Below are 19,732 nucleotides of genomic sequence, written 5' to 3'. Positions count from 1 at the left end.
TCGGTACCTCCTGTCCCCTAGCTCTACACCGTTGCCGGCGCGGCAGTCCATCACCGCGATTTTTGGAAAAAGTGTATTACATACCTATGCAAAAAGGGCGGATAAGTTGACCTGCGGATATGATATAATTTTCGGATAAGACCCATGGCATAATATTGTGGAAAAGGAAGATCCCGATGGCTGTTCAGCATGAGACGGAATTATACCCGCCTTTGAAAAAGTTTTTTGAGGAACGGGGATACAGCATCAAAAGCGAGGTAAGGCACTGCGATCTGGTGGGGATTCGGCCGGGGAGCGACCAGCCGCTCATTGTGGAAATGAAAAAGACCTTCAACCTCCCCCTGCTGCTGCAGGGCCTGGAGCGCCAAAAGCTGAGCGCCGATGTTTACCTGGCCGTCGAACGCAACCGGGCGAAGCGCGGGGCCCATAATCAGCGCTGGAGCGAAATCACCCTGCTGTGCCGGCGGCTCGGGCTCGGGCTGATCACCGTGACGCAGTACAAGACCAAGGCCCCGTTCGTGGAAATCCTCTGCTCGCCCGGCGACAAGGTGATCGTGCCGTCGGCCAAAGTCATCAAGACGCGGGCCAGCCGGCTCATCACCGAATTCAACGAGCGCAGCGGCGATTACAACGTCGGCGGCAGCCACGGAACCAAGCTGGTCACCGCGTACCGCGAGAAAGCCCTGCGCGTGGCCCTCGCCCTCCAGGAGGGCGGCGAGATGGCGCCGCGCGAGGTCCGCGACCGCAGCGGCATCGGCAGCGCCGCGGCCATCCTGCAGCGGAACTACTACGGGTGGTTCCGCCGCATCGCGCGCGGCCGCTACGCCTTGACGCCGGAAGGGCACGAGGGCCTGGCCCTCTACAGCGGCGTCACCGAAGGCTGGGCGCGGGTCGCCGGCGCGGCGGAGGAAGCGGCCCCTGCGGCGGAGCCGCCGTACCGCCCGGGCGCACATTAATCGCCCGAGCGCGCGGTAAACTCCGCGAGGGCGGCCGCGATCCGGGCCAAGCCCTCGCGGATCCGCTCCGGCGGCAGCCCGGCCATGTCGAGCGCGATGGCCTCGCGGCTCTCTGCGGCCATCGCCGCCTCCTCCGCCGCCTCCTCCGCCTCCGGCTCCGCGGCCTTACCCCGCGCCGCAGCGCCTGCCTGCCGAAAGGCCACCCCTTTTGGCAGGCAGGCTTTCAGCAGCGCTTCGGCCGGCAGCCCCGGCGGCAGGAACAGGACCAGCCGTTCGCCGAAGGGGGATGGCGGGGGATCGGAAATCTTCCCCTCTCGATCCGGTCCCCAAACCTCCGACGCACGAAGTATGTCGAAAACCTCCCGTACCTTCCCTTCCGTGATCGGCCCTTTCGCACCTTCTTCGGTAAGTTCGTTGTTGACCCAATCCTCCTCTGAATCCGCCACACCGAGAAACGAAATGAAGTCCCCCTCTCCGATCATTCTTAGTGCCTCTTCCCTCAATAGCGGCGGCAGCCCGCTGACCAGCCGGTCCAGCTCTGTTTTTGCTTCCTTCATGCCTGTTCCGCTCCTTCCGAATGCGTCTCTTGAAGCGATTTTACAGGAGGACAACTTTTTCCGGCAATGCCCTGCCATGCTTCTGAAAAACCGCGAGTTTCCGCCCGAAATCCGGATTTGTCCGAATCTAGCAATTTTTGCGATAATAGAAGCCCCGTGATAGAATGTAGTCTGGAAATAAGAACACCGAGGTGATCAAATGTCTTACAACACGGAGCTCGCGACCGGACCAACCCGCAGCAGGAAAACCCGCAAGCCATCCGCAAAAGGGATTATCCTGATCTGGTTTCTGCTCATTGGAGCGGGAGGGACCTCCGCTTATTTATACAGCAATCATTTAAAGGATGCCATGATCCGGCAGATGGATGCCCGCGTCCAAGAGAAAACGGCGGAGCTCAAGGCCGATTATACCGCCCAACTGTCTGCCCTGAATACCGAAATCGCCACGCTGCAGAGCAAAGTGCAAACCTTTAACGAACTGCTGGAATTTACGAAGGACAATACGACGAACAAGACGGACAACAGCAACAAGCTTTACACGCAATTAAACGAAGTGAAAAAACAGCTCTCCGTCCTGCAAAAGAAGATGGATTTACTGAAATGATTACACCGATGAAGCGAATCAACCGTTTTTTTCTGCTTGCGACAGGGCCGTTGCTCGGTCTGCTGATCGCCATGCTCGTCAGCGGCTCCGCCCTGAGTTGGCAAGAGGAGAAGGTGCCGTTCGCTCCGGCTTCAGACCTGCCCGCGGTCACCGGAGCAATCGGCAAGAAGCTGGACGAGGCCGAAGGCGCGGCGAGACTCACCTCCTCATCGCTCAAGAAGACCGCCGAGCTTTACCGGAAAACGACGTCCACGATGTCTTCCATCGTCAATACGGCCCAAAATTCGGCAAAACGGCCGGAACAGATCTACAACCGGAGAATTACGCTGAAGCTGGGGACACCTTACCAAACGATTCAGAGCGATAAAATCCGGATCGAGCTGTACAAGGTCAACCCGGGGACTTATAAAGGCTACGCCATGAAGGTCAAGCTGAAATCGCCGGACGCGATGAAGATGACGCTGGGCAAGGACATGCTCGGCGGCGCGGAAACGACGCTGCGGGCCGCCGAGCGCCATGGAGCGGTCGCCGGAATCAACGCCGGAGGCTTCGCCGATTCCCAAGGGAAACGCTATCCGCTCAGCACAACCGTGTTGGAAGGAAAGTATGTAACCGGCTTTGAGCCTTCCTACAAAGACTTGTTCTTTGTCGGTTTGAACCGGTCTGGGAAGCTGATCGGCGGGGAGTTCCGGAACAAGGCGGACCTGGACCGGCTGCAGCCCTCCTTTGGCGCATCCTTTGTGCCGGTGCTGCTACAGAACGGTCAAAAGACAACTATCCCGTCAAAATGGCTGACCTCTCCGCTGCGCGCTCCCCGGACCGTCATCGGGAATTATAAGGATGATCAGTTGATCATCCTCGTGATTGACGGGCGCGACGAGAACGGAAGCTCCGGCGCAACGCTGACCGAGCTGCAAAATAAACTGCAGATCATGGGCGTCCAGGATGCCTATAACCTGGACGGAGGCGGCTCCTCCTCCCTTGTCGTCAACGGGAAGGTCGTCAACCATCCGTCGGACGGGCAGCTGCGGCCCGTGCCCACGCACTTTTTATTTTTTAAGTAAACCGTCCAAACCAAAGAGCCTCTCTTGCAATGAAATAAATCACATTGAGATTTATTTTTGCGCAAGGTACGGGTATAATGTAAGCAGGAATTATCCGTAACATGGAGGTGTTCGCCTTGAGTTTCTCGCTGACTTTCTGGATTATCACGCTCGTGTTTGCCCTGTTCCTGTGCGGCATTCTGACCTCAGCCTACAACGATGACAAAACAAAAGGCCTGTAAATAAATGAGCTTCCCGACCGGGAGGCTTATTTATTTGCAGGCCTAATGACAACCGGCGTTTAACGCCACAGAGTTTCTTGGTGTTCACGCCGGAATTAGTGATCGGCTAGGTCAATCGGTTCATTTCAATCAGACATTGGTTGCAAATGCAACGCTCTCTGAAATCGCTCACTTGTTCCATAGAACCGCAGAACACACATTTGGGACGATATCTTTCGAGGATAATATGATCGCCCTGTACCAAAATTTCAACAGGGTCCCCTTCATTCATTTGATATCTCTTTCGCAGCGATTTGGGCAGAACGATTCTTCCCAGCTGATCCACTTTTCGGACTACACCAGCAGGTTTCATAAAACTTACACCTCTCCTGAAAAAATAATATGCAAAAAAATAGAACCAAATACCTATGCCTATTTATTTCGCTATTTTTTTCAGGATTCCTGCTGTTCTCCTACATCTCGACGTATTTTATTATTTTCGCCGGATTTTCGCAGACCACCGCTCCGTAGGGAACATCCTTCGTTACGACCGCACCGGCGGCGATAACGACATTATTCCCGATGGTTACACCCGGAACGATCACCGCCCGGCCGCCGATCCATACGTTGTCGCCGATCGTCACGGGTTTGCCGAACTCCGCTCCCGAATTGCGCTCCGCCGGAACCGAACAGTTCCTTGAGGATGGCGTTCCGTTTCTCCCGCTCCTCCGTCGTCTGGTTATACAGGCGCGTCAGTTGACGGGCTCTCTGTCTGTCCGCCGTTGTGAGTTATAAGATCATTTGAGACATAAACAGCCCATTTTAGGCTGTTTTTTTTAACATCAATGTATAGACTGTTTATAATATCCGATTGGACAAACCTTATATTTTTATAAGATACCCTTAGACAAACATCATTTTCTTAGTCATCTTGATGCTTGCTTCCCGACATAGGAATCAGGTTCGGCAGTGGCAGCTATCATCCGGGTTTATGCGATGATTCCAAGTTCCAAAGCTTTCATAACAGCTTCTTCCTTGTTGCTGACGCCAAGCTTAGTATTTACTGAGCAGGCGTAGTTTCTGACCGTGCCGACCGACAAATACAATTTGGACGCTATCGTCTTGTACCGGTGACCTTTGGCGACAAGCTGCAATATTTCGATTTCTCTGGGTGTCAAATGATAGGTATCGGCCGTATTCGATTGCGGTAATGCGCTGCTCTCATCGGGCTTTTCAAATATTTTGCGGGAAATTCCCTGTTCGATTAACGTGTCTCCACGGTGAATAATCCGTATCTTATTGGCTAACTCAAGCGGCTCCGTCGTTTTCAGCAGGAAACCGTCCGCGCCGTTGCGCAGTAAATCCCGCGCTTGCTCGCTATCCTGAAACGTGGTGAAAATCAATACCCGGATATGAGGCCACTGCTCCTTGATGATCGTGGTCGCTTCCGCTCCACCCTTGCGCGGCATGTCCAAATCCATAAGCACCACGTGAGGCTGAAGACGTCCGCACAAGTCGACAGCTTGCTCGCCGTCCTCAGCCAAGCCGACTATGACCAAATCCGGGAATTTGTCCAGCAGCATCCGCAAACTTTCTCGAATAAACGGTTGGTCATCGACAATCAGCAAGCGTATCTCCTCTTCCAACGTCTCCGCTTGTCGGGGCAAAGTACAAGCGACCCGTGTCCCGTCCCCCGGTTTCGTAAAAACGGATACTTGGCCCTGCAAATTCATCGCTCGTTCCTTCATCGCGTTAATGCCAAACCCCTCCCGCCACTCTTCCATCCCTCGCCCGTTGTCCTGCACCTCGAGCCTCGTAAATTGCTGTTCGAATTGTAGTGAAACGGTCATTTCCGTCGCCTCGCCGTGACGAACGGCATTTGTAAGCGACTCTTGCATACAGCGAGTCAAGGCCATTTTCGCTTGACGTGACAACATATACTCCTCTCCCAACACTCGGAAAATGACATTGACCTGGGCATGCTCCTGAAATTCATCTCCAAGCAGTTGCAGAGACTGAATCAGCGAATCCTCTGCTGATCCCATTTGATGCAAATAGCCCCTCACTTCCTCGATGCTTTTGCGGCCCAGTTCAAGCAAGGAATCTAGTCTTTGTATGCCTGTTTCGGTAACAAGCTCGGCACGCAATGTCTCCATTCCCATGATGATGGAAGTATACGCATGCCCAACCGTATCGTGGAGCTCCCGCGACAGCCTATTTCGTTCTTCCGTCAGCGTAATGCGCTCGATCTGAGACATATATTGCTCGAGCACCGCGTTTTGCTTACGAATCGTTTCATTTTGCCGATGATTGACGATCAATAAATGAAAGGCGAAGCCCATCATATAAGCAAACCCATAATAACTGATCGTAATCCAGTAATTGTTGCTTTGCGCTACCGTATAGAACAAGGCGGGGAAAATAAGGATCGTGGCCGGAGCCGTCCAACGATAAGATCGGTGGGCGCTATTCGCCGCGATGAGAAACGCAGAGACAAGAAATGAGACGAATGCAACAGGGAACAATGAAGTTAAATAGATGCACAGTCCGCCATAGATCAGCATTTCCGTGAACAGGTAGTATTTATAACTGAGCTGCAAGCAAAGCCACGGAATGGAGAAGGCAGCGATTCCCCAGAAAACAACGATCCAAAGCGGTAGTGTCAAACCTTCCTGAACACTGATCATCGTGATGATGAGCGTAGTGCTGTTTATAAAGCGGGTCGCCAACATAATCCAGTCATACCATATCCACTGTTTAACGATGTCCAACAATTCGTTCCACCCCCTGTATCCAACGTCTGATATTTTTCATAGCTATCATTTTAACTGTCGAATCATGATGCGAGTATAACCTCCGATCGATTTCACCAAGCGATCGGCTAGCTTGAAGCTGATCAAAGCAAATGCGGCTCCGACCGCCATCACAATGAGCGATTTTGCCAAAGTATCTACACGCATGAAAATAACATTCATATTAATGTAACGATACAGCAGTGGAGTCAGGAGTAACATAAAAGGAGTTACATAGAGCGCTGCGGCACTGACGAGGCTGATAAGCCCAATTACTAATTTCTGCATCAACCAATAGACGGCGACCCAATTGCGACGATCCGTCAGCTCGGATTTGGCTTGAGTCCACACCGATCCTTCCGTTGTCGCTTTCTTGTCGTATGGGGCAATCGTAACATCGGTATAAATTTTTGTTTGCGTTCGCTCAAATTGAATAAACGTTGCAGTTGTTCGTAAAACATGAGTGACTAAAGGAATGCCAATGACTGTAAAAGAAAGGCTTAAACTAAAAGATAGAGCAACCAGATAGAAGCAAAAGTAAAACAGACCTGTAGCAAAAGTCAATAATAAAAAATAACCATTTTGGATGAAACCTGTCACAATGTTCTTCATAGGTTCATCGCTCCTCTCCAGGTAATACCCGCATCATACAGCTTCCTGTGTCATTTGCGCCAGTGTAAAAATGTCATGTGATATTTTCCAAAGAGAGGATTATCCCGAAAACAAAAAACGGCCCACTCCGCTTCGGTAATTTGAGGTATGTGCTTCAATGGATCGTTGACTCCTCTCTGGATAAATTGACTACTTGCGTAATCCAAAATAACATATTACAAACGTAGTCCTGGATTGTCAAATGATAAGTTATTTGGATTCAGTCAACGAAATGGATTCAAGCCCAACTTGAGAATACGAAGCACGAATGGTCCGATTAGCTGATAGGCGTTCTCATGACAGGTTGATCCTCATTAGTTCATCTGCGATGCCGTCACATTCTGAATATGGACGACAATATCGAACACTTGTTCCAAGGCTATGTTGACGTAATCCGGCTTATCCGGATTTTCGCCGGCGAAACCAAAGACGAAACGACGCTGCTCGTTTAGCCAAGATTTAGCCGCTCTGCTTGATTTGTGAAGATCGATGGCATATTGCGGGAACTCGACTTGGCCGAATGCGTAGTTAAAGCTTTCCGGGTGGTTCGCATTAACTGGAAACGGAACGATGGTTTTGTCATTTCGTCTTCCGCTTGATATTGGCCTGTAGTGACTGAAGTTCCGATCGATACGTATTTAGGGCCGTAATGCTTTGCCAGATGTTGTCCGGCGATCTCGTCATATACTTGCGGGAGCAGATTTGTTTTCGCGGTGTGGCCGTTGTGCGCCCAGACGATCGACTTCCCAAATTTCTCCTCCGTCCATCTGGCATTTTCGTACATCGCAATATCATACTGATTGTAAAAGTCTTTAGGTTTCTCCGGTAAGTATCCCATCATTTTGGTAAACTGTTCGATGACGGCAGCATGTTATACTCTATGATCGTTCATAGACATTTTCGCTAATCGTTTTCACATGCCTATGATACGCACTTTTTGATCATTGTCTGGATTGTTATTATAGACCCGAATCCATTCAATCAGATCGGTCATTTCTTTCGTATTAAATATAAGGTAACCCACTGCTCCGGACGACAGCGTATGCCTTGCCGCAAACGGTTCCCAGCGTGACGACCTCTGCGTCGACGGCCAGTTGCGAATCGCCGCTAGAAGATGTCGGATCGAGCCGTCCGAGACCGAGTCCGACACGCCCACCTTCACCTGCTTTCGAACACATCTCCCACGCTGCCGCATCAACGATGACGGCAACAAGCGTCTCCCGCCAACCCAACTCTAGCAGCCGCTTCAGAACGAGGGTCAAATCCATGCTAGCGCCTGCCGCGGGTTATCGCCGGTATCCGACAAAATGACCGATCTCGCCGCCTCCTCTGCCGCCGCTTGTAACGCTTCATCCAAGGAATAAGCTTCTGTCGTGAAGCCGAATTGCTCACTTCGGTCCCAGAAAGCATTGGGCGATAAGCCGTCATATGACAGTAATACGCAGCATGGTGACATAATGGCATCTTGGCAGTATGACAATTACTTTGCAATACTCGGGGAGACAAATCGCTTCGCAGTGAATGTCAAACAATAACCCTGGGGAGGAAAAAAATGAACAAGAAATTATTAACGAGGCTGGCGCTTACTACAATATGTAGTATAAGTTTGGCCGGTTGTTCCACAGAAGAAATCCCATCAACACCATCCAGTTCGGGCAATACGCCTGCATCTAAACTTGAAACTGCCATGAAGGACAAACAGACTCCATTACAGTGGCTGGAGAAGAATGCAAGCAAATTAACAACAACAGAGCCTCGTGCTTCTTTGGAAGATTTACAACCACTTAAAGAGATGATAGGATCTGCTTCTATTGTTGGTTTAGGCGAAGCTTCTCATGGCATGCATGAAATATTCACGATGAAACACCGTATCGTACAGTATATGGTTACGGAATTGGGGTTTACAAACCTTGTCTTAGAGGAGAACTGGGGGAACGGATTGATGCTTGATCAATATGTTCTTACAGGTAAAGGGCATCCAGGCAAAAATCTTAGCCCCGTGTTTAACAATAAAGAAATGACGCAAATGTTGGAATGGATTCGTGACTACAATGCCAATCCCAAACATGCCAACAAAGTACGTGTAATCGGGATGGATCAACAAAAATTAGATGAACATGTGTTTAACAAAATTTCGGACTATATCCAACAATATCATCCGAATTTGATTTCTCAATTAAATGACAAAATGAAAGAGCTTATTCCCGCAACAAAAGATGATCAAAGTTTTGCGAAACTGCCCAAAGATGAGAAAGAAAAGCATCTTTCCAATGCCCGGTCTATTATTGAGCTGCTAGAAAAAAATAAAGCTAATGCCGGCAAGCAAAAAGAAGCTTACGCATGGGCATTGCATAGCGCCCGTATTATCGAGCAATTTATTCATATGCTTTCAGCTGAACAACAGCCGGAGTTCTTCTTAAGACATGATATTGCAATGTATGAAAATGCGAAGTGGACACAAGAACAATGGGGGAAAACCATTGTATGGGGTCATAACGGACATATAGCCAAAACCAATATTCTTCCATTCGTATATCCGGAGATGTCAGGACAACATTTGGCTAAACATTACGGCGACAAATACGTATCCATCGGGACTTCAATCCATTCAGGTTCATATAACGTTGTTAATGAAAGCGGCAAATTCGGTCCTTACGGAACGGTTAGAATCGATGACCCCAATAGCATTAACTATACCGTCGGACAAGTCAAACATGATCAATTTTTTGTAGACTTGCGCAAAGCAAGCGGTTCGGTGAAAACTTGGTTAGATGAATCCCGTCCTCTAGTTGCCGGAATAACAACATTGGGACCCGAAATACCTTTGTTTGTAGACGTTGCATTCGGCAAGACATTTGACATCTTTTTCTATATCAAAAAGGTCACTCCATCACAAATGAATGAATAATACGATTCCTTAATCAAAAGGAGAAAAACGAAATGAACAAAATTTCTATGCTCACTGTATCGACAATGATTACCGCGACTTTATTACTGCCATTATCAGGAACCGGTTTTGCAAATCAGACGGATCCCCTCGTTACTACTTACAGTCAAGATTCGCAGACCAAAGCCAAGCAACTTATCGATGAAGCTGCTAACCATCAAAATATACCGGGCATAATAGTAGCTTCCTCAAACAAAGGATCAAAATGGGCATATGCTTCCGGTGAAGCAAGCATTTACGGTACTGACCCGGTTAAGACGAACTTTACTTTTCGGATCGGTAGTCTAACAAAGACGTTTACTGCAATGGTCGTTCTTCAGCTTGTTGATGAACAAAAACTGAACCTGGATGACACGATAGAAAAATGGCTGCCTGATGTTGTTAAGGGTACTGAATATGAAGGGGAACATATCACGATTCGGCAACTATTAAACCAAACAAGCGGTATTCCTGACTATTCAGAACACAAGGATATTCTCGATAAATTACTCCCAAACCCGTTACATTCCTTTACTGCTGAGGAATTAGTTCGTACTGGACTGAACATGAAGGCAACCTCTAAGCCTGGAGAGAAATGGGTTTATTCCAATACGAATTCGGTACTGGCAGGGATGATTATTAAGAAGGCTACTGGAGAAACATACGGGGAACATATTAGGAAACGTTTCATAGCTCCCCTTAAGCTAACGAACACTTATGTACCCGACGACTACTCGTTTATTCCAGGTGAACATGCACGAGGATACTTCGTACTCGACGGTCAATTCATAGACAGAACTGAAATGAATCCCTCTTGGGCCGATGCTGCGGGATCTATGATCTCCACAGCGGATGATATGAATACATTCTTCAGTGCTATACTTAGTGGCAAGCTGTTAAAACCAGCTACTTTAGATCAGATGTTAACTGGGGTTGAAACTCCAGTAGGTGAATACGGCTTGGGGATCATGGGAACAAAGCTGGCGAATGGTATTACGATTTGGGGGCATGGCGGCAACTTTCCAGGATTCGCTACGTTCGCAGGTGGAACTCGCGGCGGGGATTATGTACAAACCCTTAATATCAATGCGATGCCTTCTGAAATTAATACCTTGCCTCTTTCCAAAAGCATTGCCGAGCAACTCATTGGCTCTTCATCACATTAAGAACACCAGCAAGCTGGCACCGAAAATTTCCTGTTCCGGTGCCAGCTTGCTGCCATCTCGGCCCCGACCGTTTCCTCTGCCCATGACGGAATGTCCGAGCGATCCGTAAACGGCAGTTCGTTCGCTTCCGCCCCGGAGGACAAGCACCCGTAGCAGCATGGCCGCAAATTCCTCCCGCGTCACCACCCCGCCCGAACGGAGTGTGACAAACATGACCGATTATTCAAATTTCCATGGGAATTATCATTAAGGCGCATTAAATGATGCCCTCCTTCAAGTACCCTACCTGACCTTGTAGTCTTTGAGGATTCCATCCGAATCTAAGACACGTATGAATTTATCACCGTTTGGCTCTTCTCGAATGTATTTCCCATTTTCCACATAAAATAGCGGGGCGCTTGCTTCTTTCGCTTTGGAGCGCACCGCTTGTTTTACCCTTTTAAATGCCTTCTGTAAATCATCGCCAGTAATAGCTGGCATAACAAGTCACCACCATTCCTATGACGGGCTCAATTTCGTTACCCGCTTTCTTTTTCTTGTACTATTTACTCCCTTGTTCCTTTTTCTTACCTGATATTCATTCTTAAGAGTTTGCATCTTCTTATGGTAAGCATCAATTCTCGCATCATACCACTCACCGGCAAGCATTTTCTCTTTTTCCGTTTTCGATTGAGGCATCTTGATCCCTTCATCCTATTGTTTATGCTTTGGTCGCCCCATCTATTCCATTCCGGGAAAATCGAGCTGCCGCAGCGCTTCATATACGATGATCGCCGCCGAATTGGACAGATTCAGCGATCTGACCTTGTCCGTCATCGGCATCCGCATCAATGTTTCCGGATGAGCCTCCAGAATTTCCGCAGGCAGGCCCTTCGTCTCCTTGCCGAACACGAAGAAATCGCCGTCCTGAAACTTGAAATCCGTGTACCGCTTCCGGGCTTTCGTCGTCGCAAAGAAAAACCGGCTGCCGCTATACTTCTCCTCCACCTCGCGGAAGGAATCATGATACTCGATCTTCACCGCATACCAATAATCCAACCCCGCCCGCTTCAACGTAGCGTCATCAGTCCGAAATCCGAGCGGACGCACCAGATGAAGATGGATCCCGGTCGCCGCGCAAGTTCTGGCAATGTTTCCGGTGTTGGCCGGAATTTCCGGCTCCACCAGCACGATATGCAAAGCCATGTTGTCAAACACCTCGAGTCAATTTTTTTTCGCCGTCCGGATGAACCGTACGGAATTGCTGTCTGTTTATTATACCAGTTTTTTGATTCCCCTGTCCCGCAGCGCCGATTCATAAAAAAACAGCGGACAGAGGGTTTCCCTCTGCCGCCGTTTATCGAAAATGGTATATCAGCGCAGTATACCGGCCGCGTTAGCCGTTCGCCTTCTGAAACTCGCTCATGAAGTCAACCAGCGCTTTGACGCTATCATAAGGCACCGCGTTATAGATGGAAGCACGAAGTCCTCCAACGCTGCGATGGCCCTTCAGCCCGACAAAGCCTGCCTGCTCCGACTGCTTGATAAACTGTTTCTCAAGCTCTTCGGAAGCGAGGCGGAAGGTGACGTTCATCAGGGAGCGGTCCGACGTGTTCGCCGCGCCGCGGTAGAAGCCGCCGCTGTTGTCGATCGCCTGGTACAGGAGATTCGCTTTTTCCCGGTTCTTCGCTTCGATCCCTTTCAGAGCCCCTTGCTCTTCAATCCATTTCAGCACTTCGTTCACCATATAAATGCCAAAGGATGGCGGAGTGTTGTACAGAGAGTTGTTATCCGCATGCGTATCGTAACGGAAATAAGTCGGCAAATGAGCCGGCGAATTTTGCAGCAGTTCTTCCCGGGCAATGACCACCGTGACGCCGGAAGGTCCCAGATTCTTCTGAGCGCCCGCATAGATGAGCCCGAATTGGGTCAAGTCGAACGGACGGCACAGGATGTCGCTTGACATATCTGCGACAAGCGGAACGCTACCGGTATCCGGGAAGCTTTGGAACTGGGTGCCTTCGATCGTTTCGTTCGAGGTCACATGCAGGTAAGCCGTGTTCTCGGGAAGGACCAGGTTGCCGAGGTCCGGAATGGACATATACTTGTCCGCCTCGGAGGAGGCGGCCACGAAAGTTTCCCCGATCAGCTTGGCCTCTTTGATCGCCTTATTGGCCCAACTGCCCGTTTTGACATAACCGGCTTTCTTGCCCTCGGTCAGCAGGTTCATCGGCAGCATCGCGAATTGTGTCGTCGCGCCGCCTTGCAGGAACAGCACTTTATAGCCTCCCGGATTGCCCAGCAGGTTCAACAGGCGGCTGGCCGCTTCGTTATGAACCTCTTCGTATACCTTACCGCGATGGGACATCTCCATGATGGACATCCCCGTCCCCTTAAAATCGACGAATTCCGCCTGGGCGCGTTCCAGCACGGCCAGCGGCAGCGCTGCCGGTCCGGCATTAAAGTTGTATGCTCTGTTGCTCATTACTCCCCATCCTTTCTGGTGCTATTCTAGTCATGTTCGAAGTTTGATAAGGACTATCATAGCAACTAAACCGCCGCCCAGCAAGCTGATATTTCGTAAAAATACGACAATTTATAGAATTGACACATTAACGCTTCATCTAATCAAAGAATTGGGTTTTTTTGACCTTTTTTTATATCAAACATCTCAACAAAGAAATCCGGTTAGTATAGATAATCCATAGTGTTACACGAAAAATTAGTAACTATATTTTTTCCATTAATATTAATCACCCCCAAAATTTAGGATTAAACTAATTTTGAATTGAGATATTACGGAGGTTTGGGCGATTTTCTTAATCTGTTGAACGATATTAGTTCGCGGATCGGTCGCTATTTCCTCCTTTGGGGTAGTATTGCCATCGTTTCGCCGATAGCGGCTTACATCATATGGTACAGCCGTGGAGCTGGCTGGATTGCCGCAGTTTGCGCAGCTCTTCCTATTGGCGCCCTGGTGGCGACAGGATACGGTTTTTTTCATGCCTTTTCTGTGACACAAAGATTTGAACTGGTATTGGCTCTTTTGTTGTATGTGTTTATTCCAACCGGACAGAAATTCCAACGTTTGCGGCTGATTCCGCTTATTGTGGTAGTATGTTTCATTTTCAGAAAATTCAAGGTAATATCGCTGTTGCTTGGCGCTCTATATAAATGGATAATCTAGATTGTAGGCTTGTTGCATCGCAGATAAGGCTGACACCGATGCTTAAACCGGTGCCAGCCTTTTTGTTCGTCTTAATATTTAAAAAAATTCGTATATCCGCGTCCACCGTTGTTCTTCTCCCGGCGCCAACTCCACCTTAATAAAGATTTCCGGGGAAACGACATGCCCCTCCCCCCAAACTGCCGCTTTCGAAACGGGGAATTGGCTGAGCTCCCGGACGCCGGTTCCGCTCGGCTCATGAAGGAGTTCCCAAATCCACGGGTAACGGCCGCCTTCAAAGCCGGGGAGGCGGAAATAAAAAGGCGACTGCGGCTGGTCGGGAAAGCGGACTTCTCCCCGTTCGAAGCTTAGCCCGGCCATCGTCTGCTCCTCATCCGCCGTTGGGGTTAATTCAAACGGAAATCGCAGGACATAATCTCTCCCGATCTTATGACCGTCGATGCCAAGGAAGTTATGGCAGTATTCTTCGGTCGACAATACTTTTGTTCCCGTATTCCGCAGCGAGTACGCCACTTCAAGCCGGTTTCCGGCAACGGAAATCCTTTTGGACAGGCTTGCGGCAAAGCCGTTGCACTCCTTGGGGAGGCTGTGGAAGGTCAGACAGGCCTTATTTTCCCGGACGACCTTCACATCAAAGGGGCGAATCGGATAATCCCGGAAGAACTCATACTTCCGTTCATCAACCCGGGTCAGCAATCCGATCCCCAGCTTGGGGAATTGCCCGCCCGCAGCGATTTCGTCATAGCCCAGGGCAGTTTCTATTCCGAACTCATTGCATAATCCGGCGCCTCCGGTTCCCCGTCCGGGAACCAGGCTTTCCGGAACGCAAAAGGTATGATTTCCGTTGAGGAGGGTAATTCCCGTAATAAAGCCGGTCCAATCAAAACGCGCCCCCCGGTAAACCCCGGGTTCCGCAATCTCGATGCTTAAATGTTCGTTTTTCAATCGGTAAGTCATAGTTGGTCATGCATCCCTTCATATAACTAGAAAACCCTGGCTTAAGAAGTAAGCGGCAGGGTTTTCCTGTTCCAAGTACGTTGACGCAGTAACTTCAGGCCGAAAAATTAGCCTAAAAGGACTTCGAGCTGGTGAACCCCGTCTTTCGGCAGGTCTTCCAACACCGAGCGGCTGATCAGGCAGCCGTCCCCGCTCAAATCGCAAACGGCCGGTTTTCCGTTCAGCGCAACCGCCTTGATGCGGTAGCCGCCGAAATCGGCACCTTCTGGATTGCTGTAAACGATGCGGAACATCCGGTCCGCAAACAGCGTCTCCACGGAGGCCTTGCCGTCCTGGCCAAACTGCGGCTTTACCAGCTTTGGCTCAAGCTTCAGATCGCCGTAGAGCCCTTTGACGCCGTAAACTTCCGTCAATTGGGTCAGCAGCAGCCAGCTCGCCGAACCTGTCAAGTAAGGATACATGCCGCGGCCCTTCTCGTTAATGTATTCCGGAATTCCCGGGTACATCCGGCTCTTCCCAAAATCGACGGACAGGCGGTAAATGGAATCCAAAACCTCGAAGCCTTCTTTCACAAAGCCGCGTTTATATAGCGCGTTGGCGTACATCACGGTCATATGGCTGAACATCGCGCCGTTTTCCTTGTGTCCGAACGCAAATCCGAACGCGCGGCCCAAATCCTGTTGGATTCCGCCAAAGCGGGAATTCAGCCGGTAGCCGATCCGTTCGTCTTTCAAGTACCGGTCGACGGCCGCGGAAATTTTTTCGACCTGTTCCTCGGTCGCGACGCCGCCCATAATGCTGAATACCTGACCGGTGAGCGTCATGCGCACCCCTTGCGGATGATCGCCTTCCACCCGTTCGGCATGGTCGTTGTAGTATCCGTTGAACCATTCGTAGCCTTCCTGGCTCTTGATCCATTCGTTTCTGCGCAGGTGCTCGATGGTCCACTCGGCTTTACGCTTCAAGTCCTCGGCCGCTTGACGCAGATCCAGCTTCACCTTCGCGCCGGAAACGGCCGGTACGATCGCATCATAATAGCGGTCCAGCAGTGCGCGTTTCTCCGCAATGCGGTCGTAGGAGACGGGCGCTGCCAGCGTATCGAACAGGACCGCCATTTCCTCGGCGATCTCCAGCGATTCCAGACCGTTCTTCTCCCGCAAGGCATGCAGCAGGTTCGAAAGCTCCAGGAGGTTGCTCGCGTAAAAAGCGGTAAACGCCACGCTTTCGCCGCGGTTCGGCGCGAGATCCAGCCCGTCGTTCCAATCCGCCCCTTCCAGCAGGATGTTTCCGTTCTCGCCGACATGGAAGAAAGGCGTGATGTTTTGCAGCAAAATATGTTCCAGAATCGTACCTTCGTAAACGTCCCCGTCCTTGGTCAACAGTTTGTTTCCCTGCTCCGGAGTCCACGTCAGGTCGCGGTCCTTACAGCGTTTCACAAATACGTCCCGGAAATAGGTCTGCGGCTGCAAGAGCAGATCCAGATCACCGCTCTGGTGAATATACAGCAGCGTGGTCAGCAGCGGCCATGCGCCATGGTCCATCCAGACGCGCGGGATGTTGTTGCGGTCGGCGACGAACTCGCCGGGCTTCGTTCCGATGATGGTCGCGTTGCTTCCGTCGATCCGAACGCCCGCATAGTTGTTAAGCAGCAGGTGTCTGACTTCCGCCGGTTCCATCACCATAAGCGCCAGGCAGTCCTGCCATAAATCCCGCCAGCCCCGTCCGCCCCGGCCATAATCATGATAAGGCAGGAAGGAGTTCCCGTACAATCGGCGCAAAATCGGCTGCAGCGTGACCCATCTCATCCACAAATCCTGCTCGGAATCGCCGGAATGGAAGGACACGGTGTCGAGCTTCTCTTGCCAGTAACGCCGGTTATCCGCAAGCAGCCGGTCGAACTGCGCTTCCGACAAGTAACCCTCCGCGATCTGTTTTGGAGAGGTCCGGTCGTCCGTAATCAGCATGGCGATGATATAAGCCGCCGATTGTCCCGCTTCCAGCTGAATCGGGGCAAAGCGGAGGGCGCCGATCGCTTCGTAGCCTTCCAGGGACGCGCCGGCTTGCACGGTCGGCTCCAGATTTGCCACCACCGCTTCCGGCCAATCCAGGGCCCCGCCTTCTCCGGCGAACACCTCGGTTTCGGGGAAGAACCCGACGGGAGCTTCACCCGACGCACCGGATCCGAACACGCTGTAAGTCACCTTATTTACCCGGTGTCCGCGTTCATCGAAGGACAGCGCAGGCTGAACTTCGATCCCGTGATCCGAGGTGAACACCCGGTGCAGCAAGGACGTCACATGGCGATGATCGCGGAGATCGTCGGCCGAACGCCCATAGATCGGAATCGCCGCCGTCGGCGTCAGTCGAAGCGCGGTCTTGCCCGTATTGGTGAGCGTCACTTTCATCAGCTCGATTTTATCTTCCTTGACCGGAACAAAATTGACCGTTTCCGCACGCAGACCCGTTTCCGCGTTCTCGCGGATCATTTTATGCCAGAGGAACCCGGCTTCCACCGCGCTGTTTTCTTTGCCGTCCGAGAACAGCTCGGCATTTTGTTTGGCCGAATTGCCGCCGACCGACCAAGCTCCGGCGCCTTCGATATGAACCCAAAAATTCCGGGACGCCTTCGAGTTGTGCAAATCCAACACCGAAACCGGCTCCATTAGAAACGTATTATGGCTCGAGGTCATTTCCCCATGCAGGTTGGGCGTAACCGCGGACATCATGCCCGCTTCATTCACCAGGGGAAAATATAAAAAACTGCTCTTCTCCGGCTGCTCTAATCGGAACTCCCCGTTTTTTCCAAGGAACTTCCAACTGCTATTGTATGTCATTTTTCGATTCTCCCTCTCCCTTTATTTTCTCTAATCGATGCCAGATACAGGCATAAATGAATCCCGCTCCCCCGAAGGTGCACGGGATTCCTTATGAGGCGTTAGGACTTCACAGCACCCGCAAGAGCGCCGTCAACGAGGTATTTTTGGATGAACGTATAAAGAAGGATCAGCGGAGCGGCTACAATCGTAATTCCGCAGGCCAGCAGCGGCCAGTTGTTTCCGTATTGCCCCTTGAACTCCCTCAATCCGAAGGTGATCGGGAAATTTTCCTTGCTCGGCAGGTACATTTGCGGTCCGACATAGTCGTTCCAAATCCCGATTGCCGTCAAAATAACGCCCGTCGCGATGACCGGCTTCATGAGCGGCATGATCATCTGGAACAGATAACGGAAATAACCCGATCCATCGATCCCCGCAGCTTCGTCCAGCTCCCGGCTGATCGCCTTGATATATCCGACGAACATCATAAATACGACGCCGGTTCCCGAGGTTTTCAGGATGATATAGCCGAGCTTCGTATTATAGCCGAAGAAACCAACGTATTCATTCAGCGACAACATCAGCTTGTACTGGGCGACCATCGGATTCGGCAGGAACTGTGAGAGAAGAAAGAACAGGTAGATAAACCCGCTCCATTTCACATAACCGCGCGCAACCGGGAAGGCCCCCATGACGGAAACGATGATCGTTAGAACAGTCGCAATCCCTGTGTAGAGCACACTGTTCAGAAAGTAATTAGCAAAGTTGCCTTCCGTCCAAGCAGTAATGTAATTTCCCCATTGAAAATCTTTTACGATTCCGATCGGATTCATCAAGTATTCGGGGTATGATTTCAATGAAACATTCAGCACCAAAATCAAAGGAACCACATAGAGCACCAAAAGGACGGCGATGACGGCATACGAGAGAATCGAAAACGATTTGGAATTTTTCATGATTAATATTCCACCTCTCTCTTACGCGTCTGTTTGACAGCCACGATGACGAACACTAGGATGATCAGGAACTGCACGACGGACAAGGCCGAAGGCAAGCCCATCTCCAGACTTCCGCGGAACGTTTCTTTATACACGTCATAAGCCATCGTTCTGGTATTGAATTTACCGTCGGTCGTAGCCAAGATAATATCAAAGGTCGACATCGCGCCGATAATCGAAAGCAGCATATTCACGGTGAAGGACGGAGCGATCAACGGGAACGTAATATGGCGGAAAGCCTGCCATTTGTTGGTTCCGTCGATGTGTCCCGCTTCATACAAGTCTTTCGGTACGGACTGCAGCCCCGCCAGGAAGATTAGCATGGAATAGCCCATATACATCCAGATTTGTACAAAGATAATGTAACCGAACGCATGCGTAAAGCTGGCAAAAAACATATCTTTAAAGCCAAACAGCTTGTCGTATAGCATGTTGACCGGCCCGCTCATCGGATCGAACATCATGCCCCAGATCAGAGCAACAACGGCCACCCCCAGGACAACCGGGAGGAAAAAGACAGCGCGATAGAAGTAATCTCCGCGGAGACGTTGGTTAATCAGCACGGCGACGAACAAGGCGACCCCGTTCTGAACGATCGTCACGACAAACATGAAGATCAATGTATTTATAATGGAGCGCCAGCGTTCTCCAGAGTTTCCGGAGTAGAATAAATCATGGTAGTTATCCAGACCAACAAAATGCACAGGGCTTCCTGGGATTTGTTTAACATCCGTAAAAGAGTAAATCACAGTCAATACCGAAGGTCCGAAATAGAAAATAAGATACAAAGCCATAGGGATCAGAAGCAGTAAATAAGGTAAATATCGCGAAAAGCCTTTGCCAAATGGATACATCTCTCTCACCTCGCAGGTCCAAATC

General features: G+C 50.5%; 19 protein-coding genes and 2 pseudogenes. 6 read left to right on the top strand and 15 right to left on the bottom strand.

Going from position 1 to position 19,732, the window contains the following annotated elements:
* Positions 1 to 176: 176 nt before the first annotated feature.
* Positions 177 to 956, top strand: coding sequence for a DUF2161 family putative PD-(D/E)XK-type phosphodiesterase (locus V4U88_RS14050; RefSeq protein WP_334073869.1), 780 nt, complete (start codon positions 177 to 179; stop codon positions 954 to 956).
* Here V4U88_RS14050 and V4U88_RS14045 read toward each other — a convergent pair.
* Positions 953 to 1,513: a hypothetical protein gene (locus V4U88_RS14045; RefSeq protein WP_334073868.1), complete on the bottom strand. Its 561-nt coding sequence runs from the start codon at positions 1,511 to 1,513 to the stop codon at positions 953 to 955. The two genes, V4U88_RS14050 and V4U88_RS14045, sit on opposite strands and share 4 nt — an antisense overlap.
* A 199-nt stretch (positions 1,514 to 1,712) precedes the next feature.
* Between V4U88_RS14045 and V4U88_RS14040 the strand changes: the two genes are divergently transcribed.
* The gene (locus V4U88_RS14040; RefSeq protein WP_334073867.1) at positions 1,713 to 2,117 is read left to right on the top strand and encodes a hypothetical protein; all 405 of its coding nucleotides are present in this window, start codon (positions 1,713 to 1,715) and stop codon (positions 2,115 to 2,117) included.
* Positions 2,114 to 3,181, top strand: coding sequence for a phosphodiester glycosidase family protein (locus V4U88_RS14035; RefSeq protein WP_334073866.1), 1,068 nt, complete (start codon positions 2,114 to 2,116; stop codon positions 3,179 to 3,181). Before V4U88_RS14040 ends, V4U88_RS14035 begins: the two co-directional genes overlap by 4 nt.
* A 327-nt stretch (positions 3,182 to 3,508) precedes the next feature.
* On the opposite strand, the gene V4U88_RS14030 is transcribed toward V4U88_RS14035, so the two are convergent.
* From V4U88_RS14030 to V4U88_RS14005, 6 genes and pseudogenes are all read right to left on the bottom strand, one after another.
* A complete protein-coding gene (locus V4U88_RS14030) occupies positions 3,509 to 3,754 on the bottom strand; it encodes an AbrB/MazE/SpoVT family DNA-binding domain-containing protein (RefSeq protein WP_148450596.1) in 246 nt (81 codons plus the stop codon).
* A 100-nt stretch (positions 3,755 to 3,854) separates the two neighbouring features.
* Positions 3,855 to 4,064 (bottom strand): annotated as a pseudogene (locus tag V4U88_RS14025) (DapH/DapD/GlmU-related protein); the annotation flags it as partial.
* 306 nt (positions 4,065 to 4,370) lie between these two features.
* Entirely contained in the window at positions 4,371 to 6,155 is a 1,785-nt protein-coding gene (locus tag V4U88_RS14020) for a hybrid sensor histidine kinase/response regulator transcription factor (protein ID WP_334073865.1), read from the bottom strand.
* A gap of 45 nt (positions 6,156 to 6,200) precedes the next feature.
* Positions 6,201 to 6,776 (bottom strand): sensor domain-containing protein, encoded by a 576-nt coding sequence (locus tag V4U88_RS14015; RefSeq protein WP_334073980.1) that lies wholly within the window; start codon positions 6,774 to 6,776, stop codon positions 6,201 to 6,203.
* 362 nt (positions 6,777 to 7,138) lie between these two features.
* A pseudogene (locus V4U88_RS14010) lies at positions 7,139 to 7,662 on the bottom strand (erythromycin esterase family protein).
* Between the two features lie 166 nt (positions 7,663 to 7,828).
* Positions 7,829 to 8,092: an MlrC C-terminal domain-containing protein gene (locus V4U88_RS14005; protein WP_416367217.1), complete on the bottom strand. Its 264-nt coding sequence runs from the start codon at positions 8,090 to 8,092 to the stop codon at positions 7,829 to 7,831.
* A gap of 284 nt (positions 8,093 to 8,376) precedes the next feature.
* Between V4U88_RS14005 and V4U88_RS14000 the strand changes: the two genes are divergently transcribed.
* Complete coding sequence (locus tag V4U88_RS14000) at positions 8,377 to 9,732, top strand: erythromycin esterase family protein (RefSeq protein WP_334073863.1); 1,356 nt, start codon at positions 8,377 to 8,379, stop codon at positions 9,730 to 9,732.
* A gap of 32 nt (positions 9,733 to 9,764) precedes the next feature.
* The gene (locus tag V4U88_RS13995) at positions 9,765 to 10,916 is read left to right on the top strand and encodes a serine hydrolase domain-containing protein (protein ID WP_334073862.1); all 1,152 of its coding nucleotides are present in this window, start codon (positions 9,765 to 9,767) and stop codon (positions 10,914 to 10,916) included.
* Here the strand turns inward: V4U88_RS13995 and V4U88_RS13990 are convergent.
* From V4U88_RS13990 to serC, 4 genes are all read right to left on the bottom strand, one after another.
* A complete protein-coding gene (locus V4U88_RS13990) occupies positions 10,908 to 11,129 on the bottom strand; it encodes a hypothetical protein (protein ID WP_334073861.1) in 222 nt (73 codons plus the stop codon). The genes V4U88_RS13995 and V4U88_RS13990 overlap by 9 nt on opposite strands.
* Before the next feature lie 69 nt (positions 11,130 to 11,198).
* Entirely contained in the window at positions 11,199 to 11,396 is a 198-nt protein-coding gene (locus tag V4U88_RS13985) for a hypothetical protein (RefSeq protein ID WP_334073860.1), read from the bottom strand.
* 240 nt (positions 11,397 to 11,636) lie between these two features.
* On the bottom strand, positions 11,637 to 12,101 hold the full coding sequence (gene trmL / locus V4U88_RS13980) for a tRNA (uridine(34)/cytosine(34)/5-carboxymethylaminomethyluridine(34)-2'-O)-methyltransferase TrmL (RefSeq protein WP_334073859.1): 465 nt from the start codon (positions 12,099 to 12,101) through the stop codon (positions 11,637 to 11,639).
* Between the two features lie 190 nt (positions 12,102 to 12,291).
* Positions 12,292 to 13,380, bottom strand: coding sequence for a 3-phosphoserine/phosphohydroxythreonine transaminase (gene serC / locus V4U88_RS13975; RefSeq protein WP_334073858.1), 1,089 nt, complete (start codon positions 13,378 to 13,380; stop codon positions 12,292 to 12,294).
* A 342-nt stretch (positions 13,381 to 13,722) separates the two neighbouring features.
* On the opposite strand from serC, the gene V4U88_RS13970 reads away from it, so the two are divergent.
* Positions 13,723 to 14,082 carry a hypothetical protein gene (locus V4U88_RS13970; RefSeq protein ID WP_334073857.1) on the top strand — a complete coding sequence of 120 codons (360 nt, stop codon included), beginning with the start codon at positions 13,723 to 13,725 and terminating at the stop codon, positions 14,080 to 14,082.
* 78 nt (positions 14,083 to 14,160) lie between these two features.
* Here V4U88_RS13970 and V4U88_RS13965 read toward each other — a convergent pair whose 3' ends face one another.
* The 4 genes from V4U88_RS13965 to V4U88_RS13950 form a co-directional block, all read right to left on the bottom strand.
* Positions 14,161 to 15,039, bottom strand: a complete 879-nt coding sequence (locus V4U88_RS13965) for a hypothetical protein (protein WP_334073856.1) — start codon at positions 15,037 to 15,039, stop codon at positions 14,161 to 14,163.
* A 107-nt stretch (positions 15,040 to 15,146) separates the two neighbouring features.
* Positions 15,147 to 17,873 (bottom strand): GH36-type glycosyl hydrolase domain-containing protein, encoded by a 2,727-nt coding sequence (locus V4U88_RS13960; RefSeq protein ID WP_334073855.1) that lies wholly within the window; start codon positions 17,871 to 17,873, stop codon positions 15,147 to 15,149.
* 101 nt (positions 17,874 to 17,974) lie between these two features.
* Entirely contained in the window at positions 17,975 to 18,811 is an 837-nt protein-coding gene (locus V4U88_RS13955; protein ID WP_334073854.1) for a carbohydrate ABC transporter permease, read from the bottom strand.
* A 2-nt stretch (positions 18,812 to 18,813) separates the two neighbouring features.
* Complete coding sequence (locus V4U88_RS13950) at positions 18,814 to 19,707, bottom strand: carbohydrate ABC transporter permease (protein ID WP_334073853.1); 894 nt, start codon at positions 19,705 to 19,707, stop codon at positions 18,814 to 18,816.
* Between the last annotated feature and the right edge of the window lie 25 nt (positions 19,708 to 19,732).

Origin of the sequence: Paenibacillus sp. A14 (assembly GCF_036864815.1) — a bacterium.
Lineage (GTDB): Bacteria > Bacillota > Bacilli > Paenibacillales > Paenibacillaceae > Fontibacillus > Fontibacillus sanfengchensis.
Note: the sequence above shows the minus strand (reverse complement) of the source record. Positions and strands in the feature narration are given on the sequence as shown.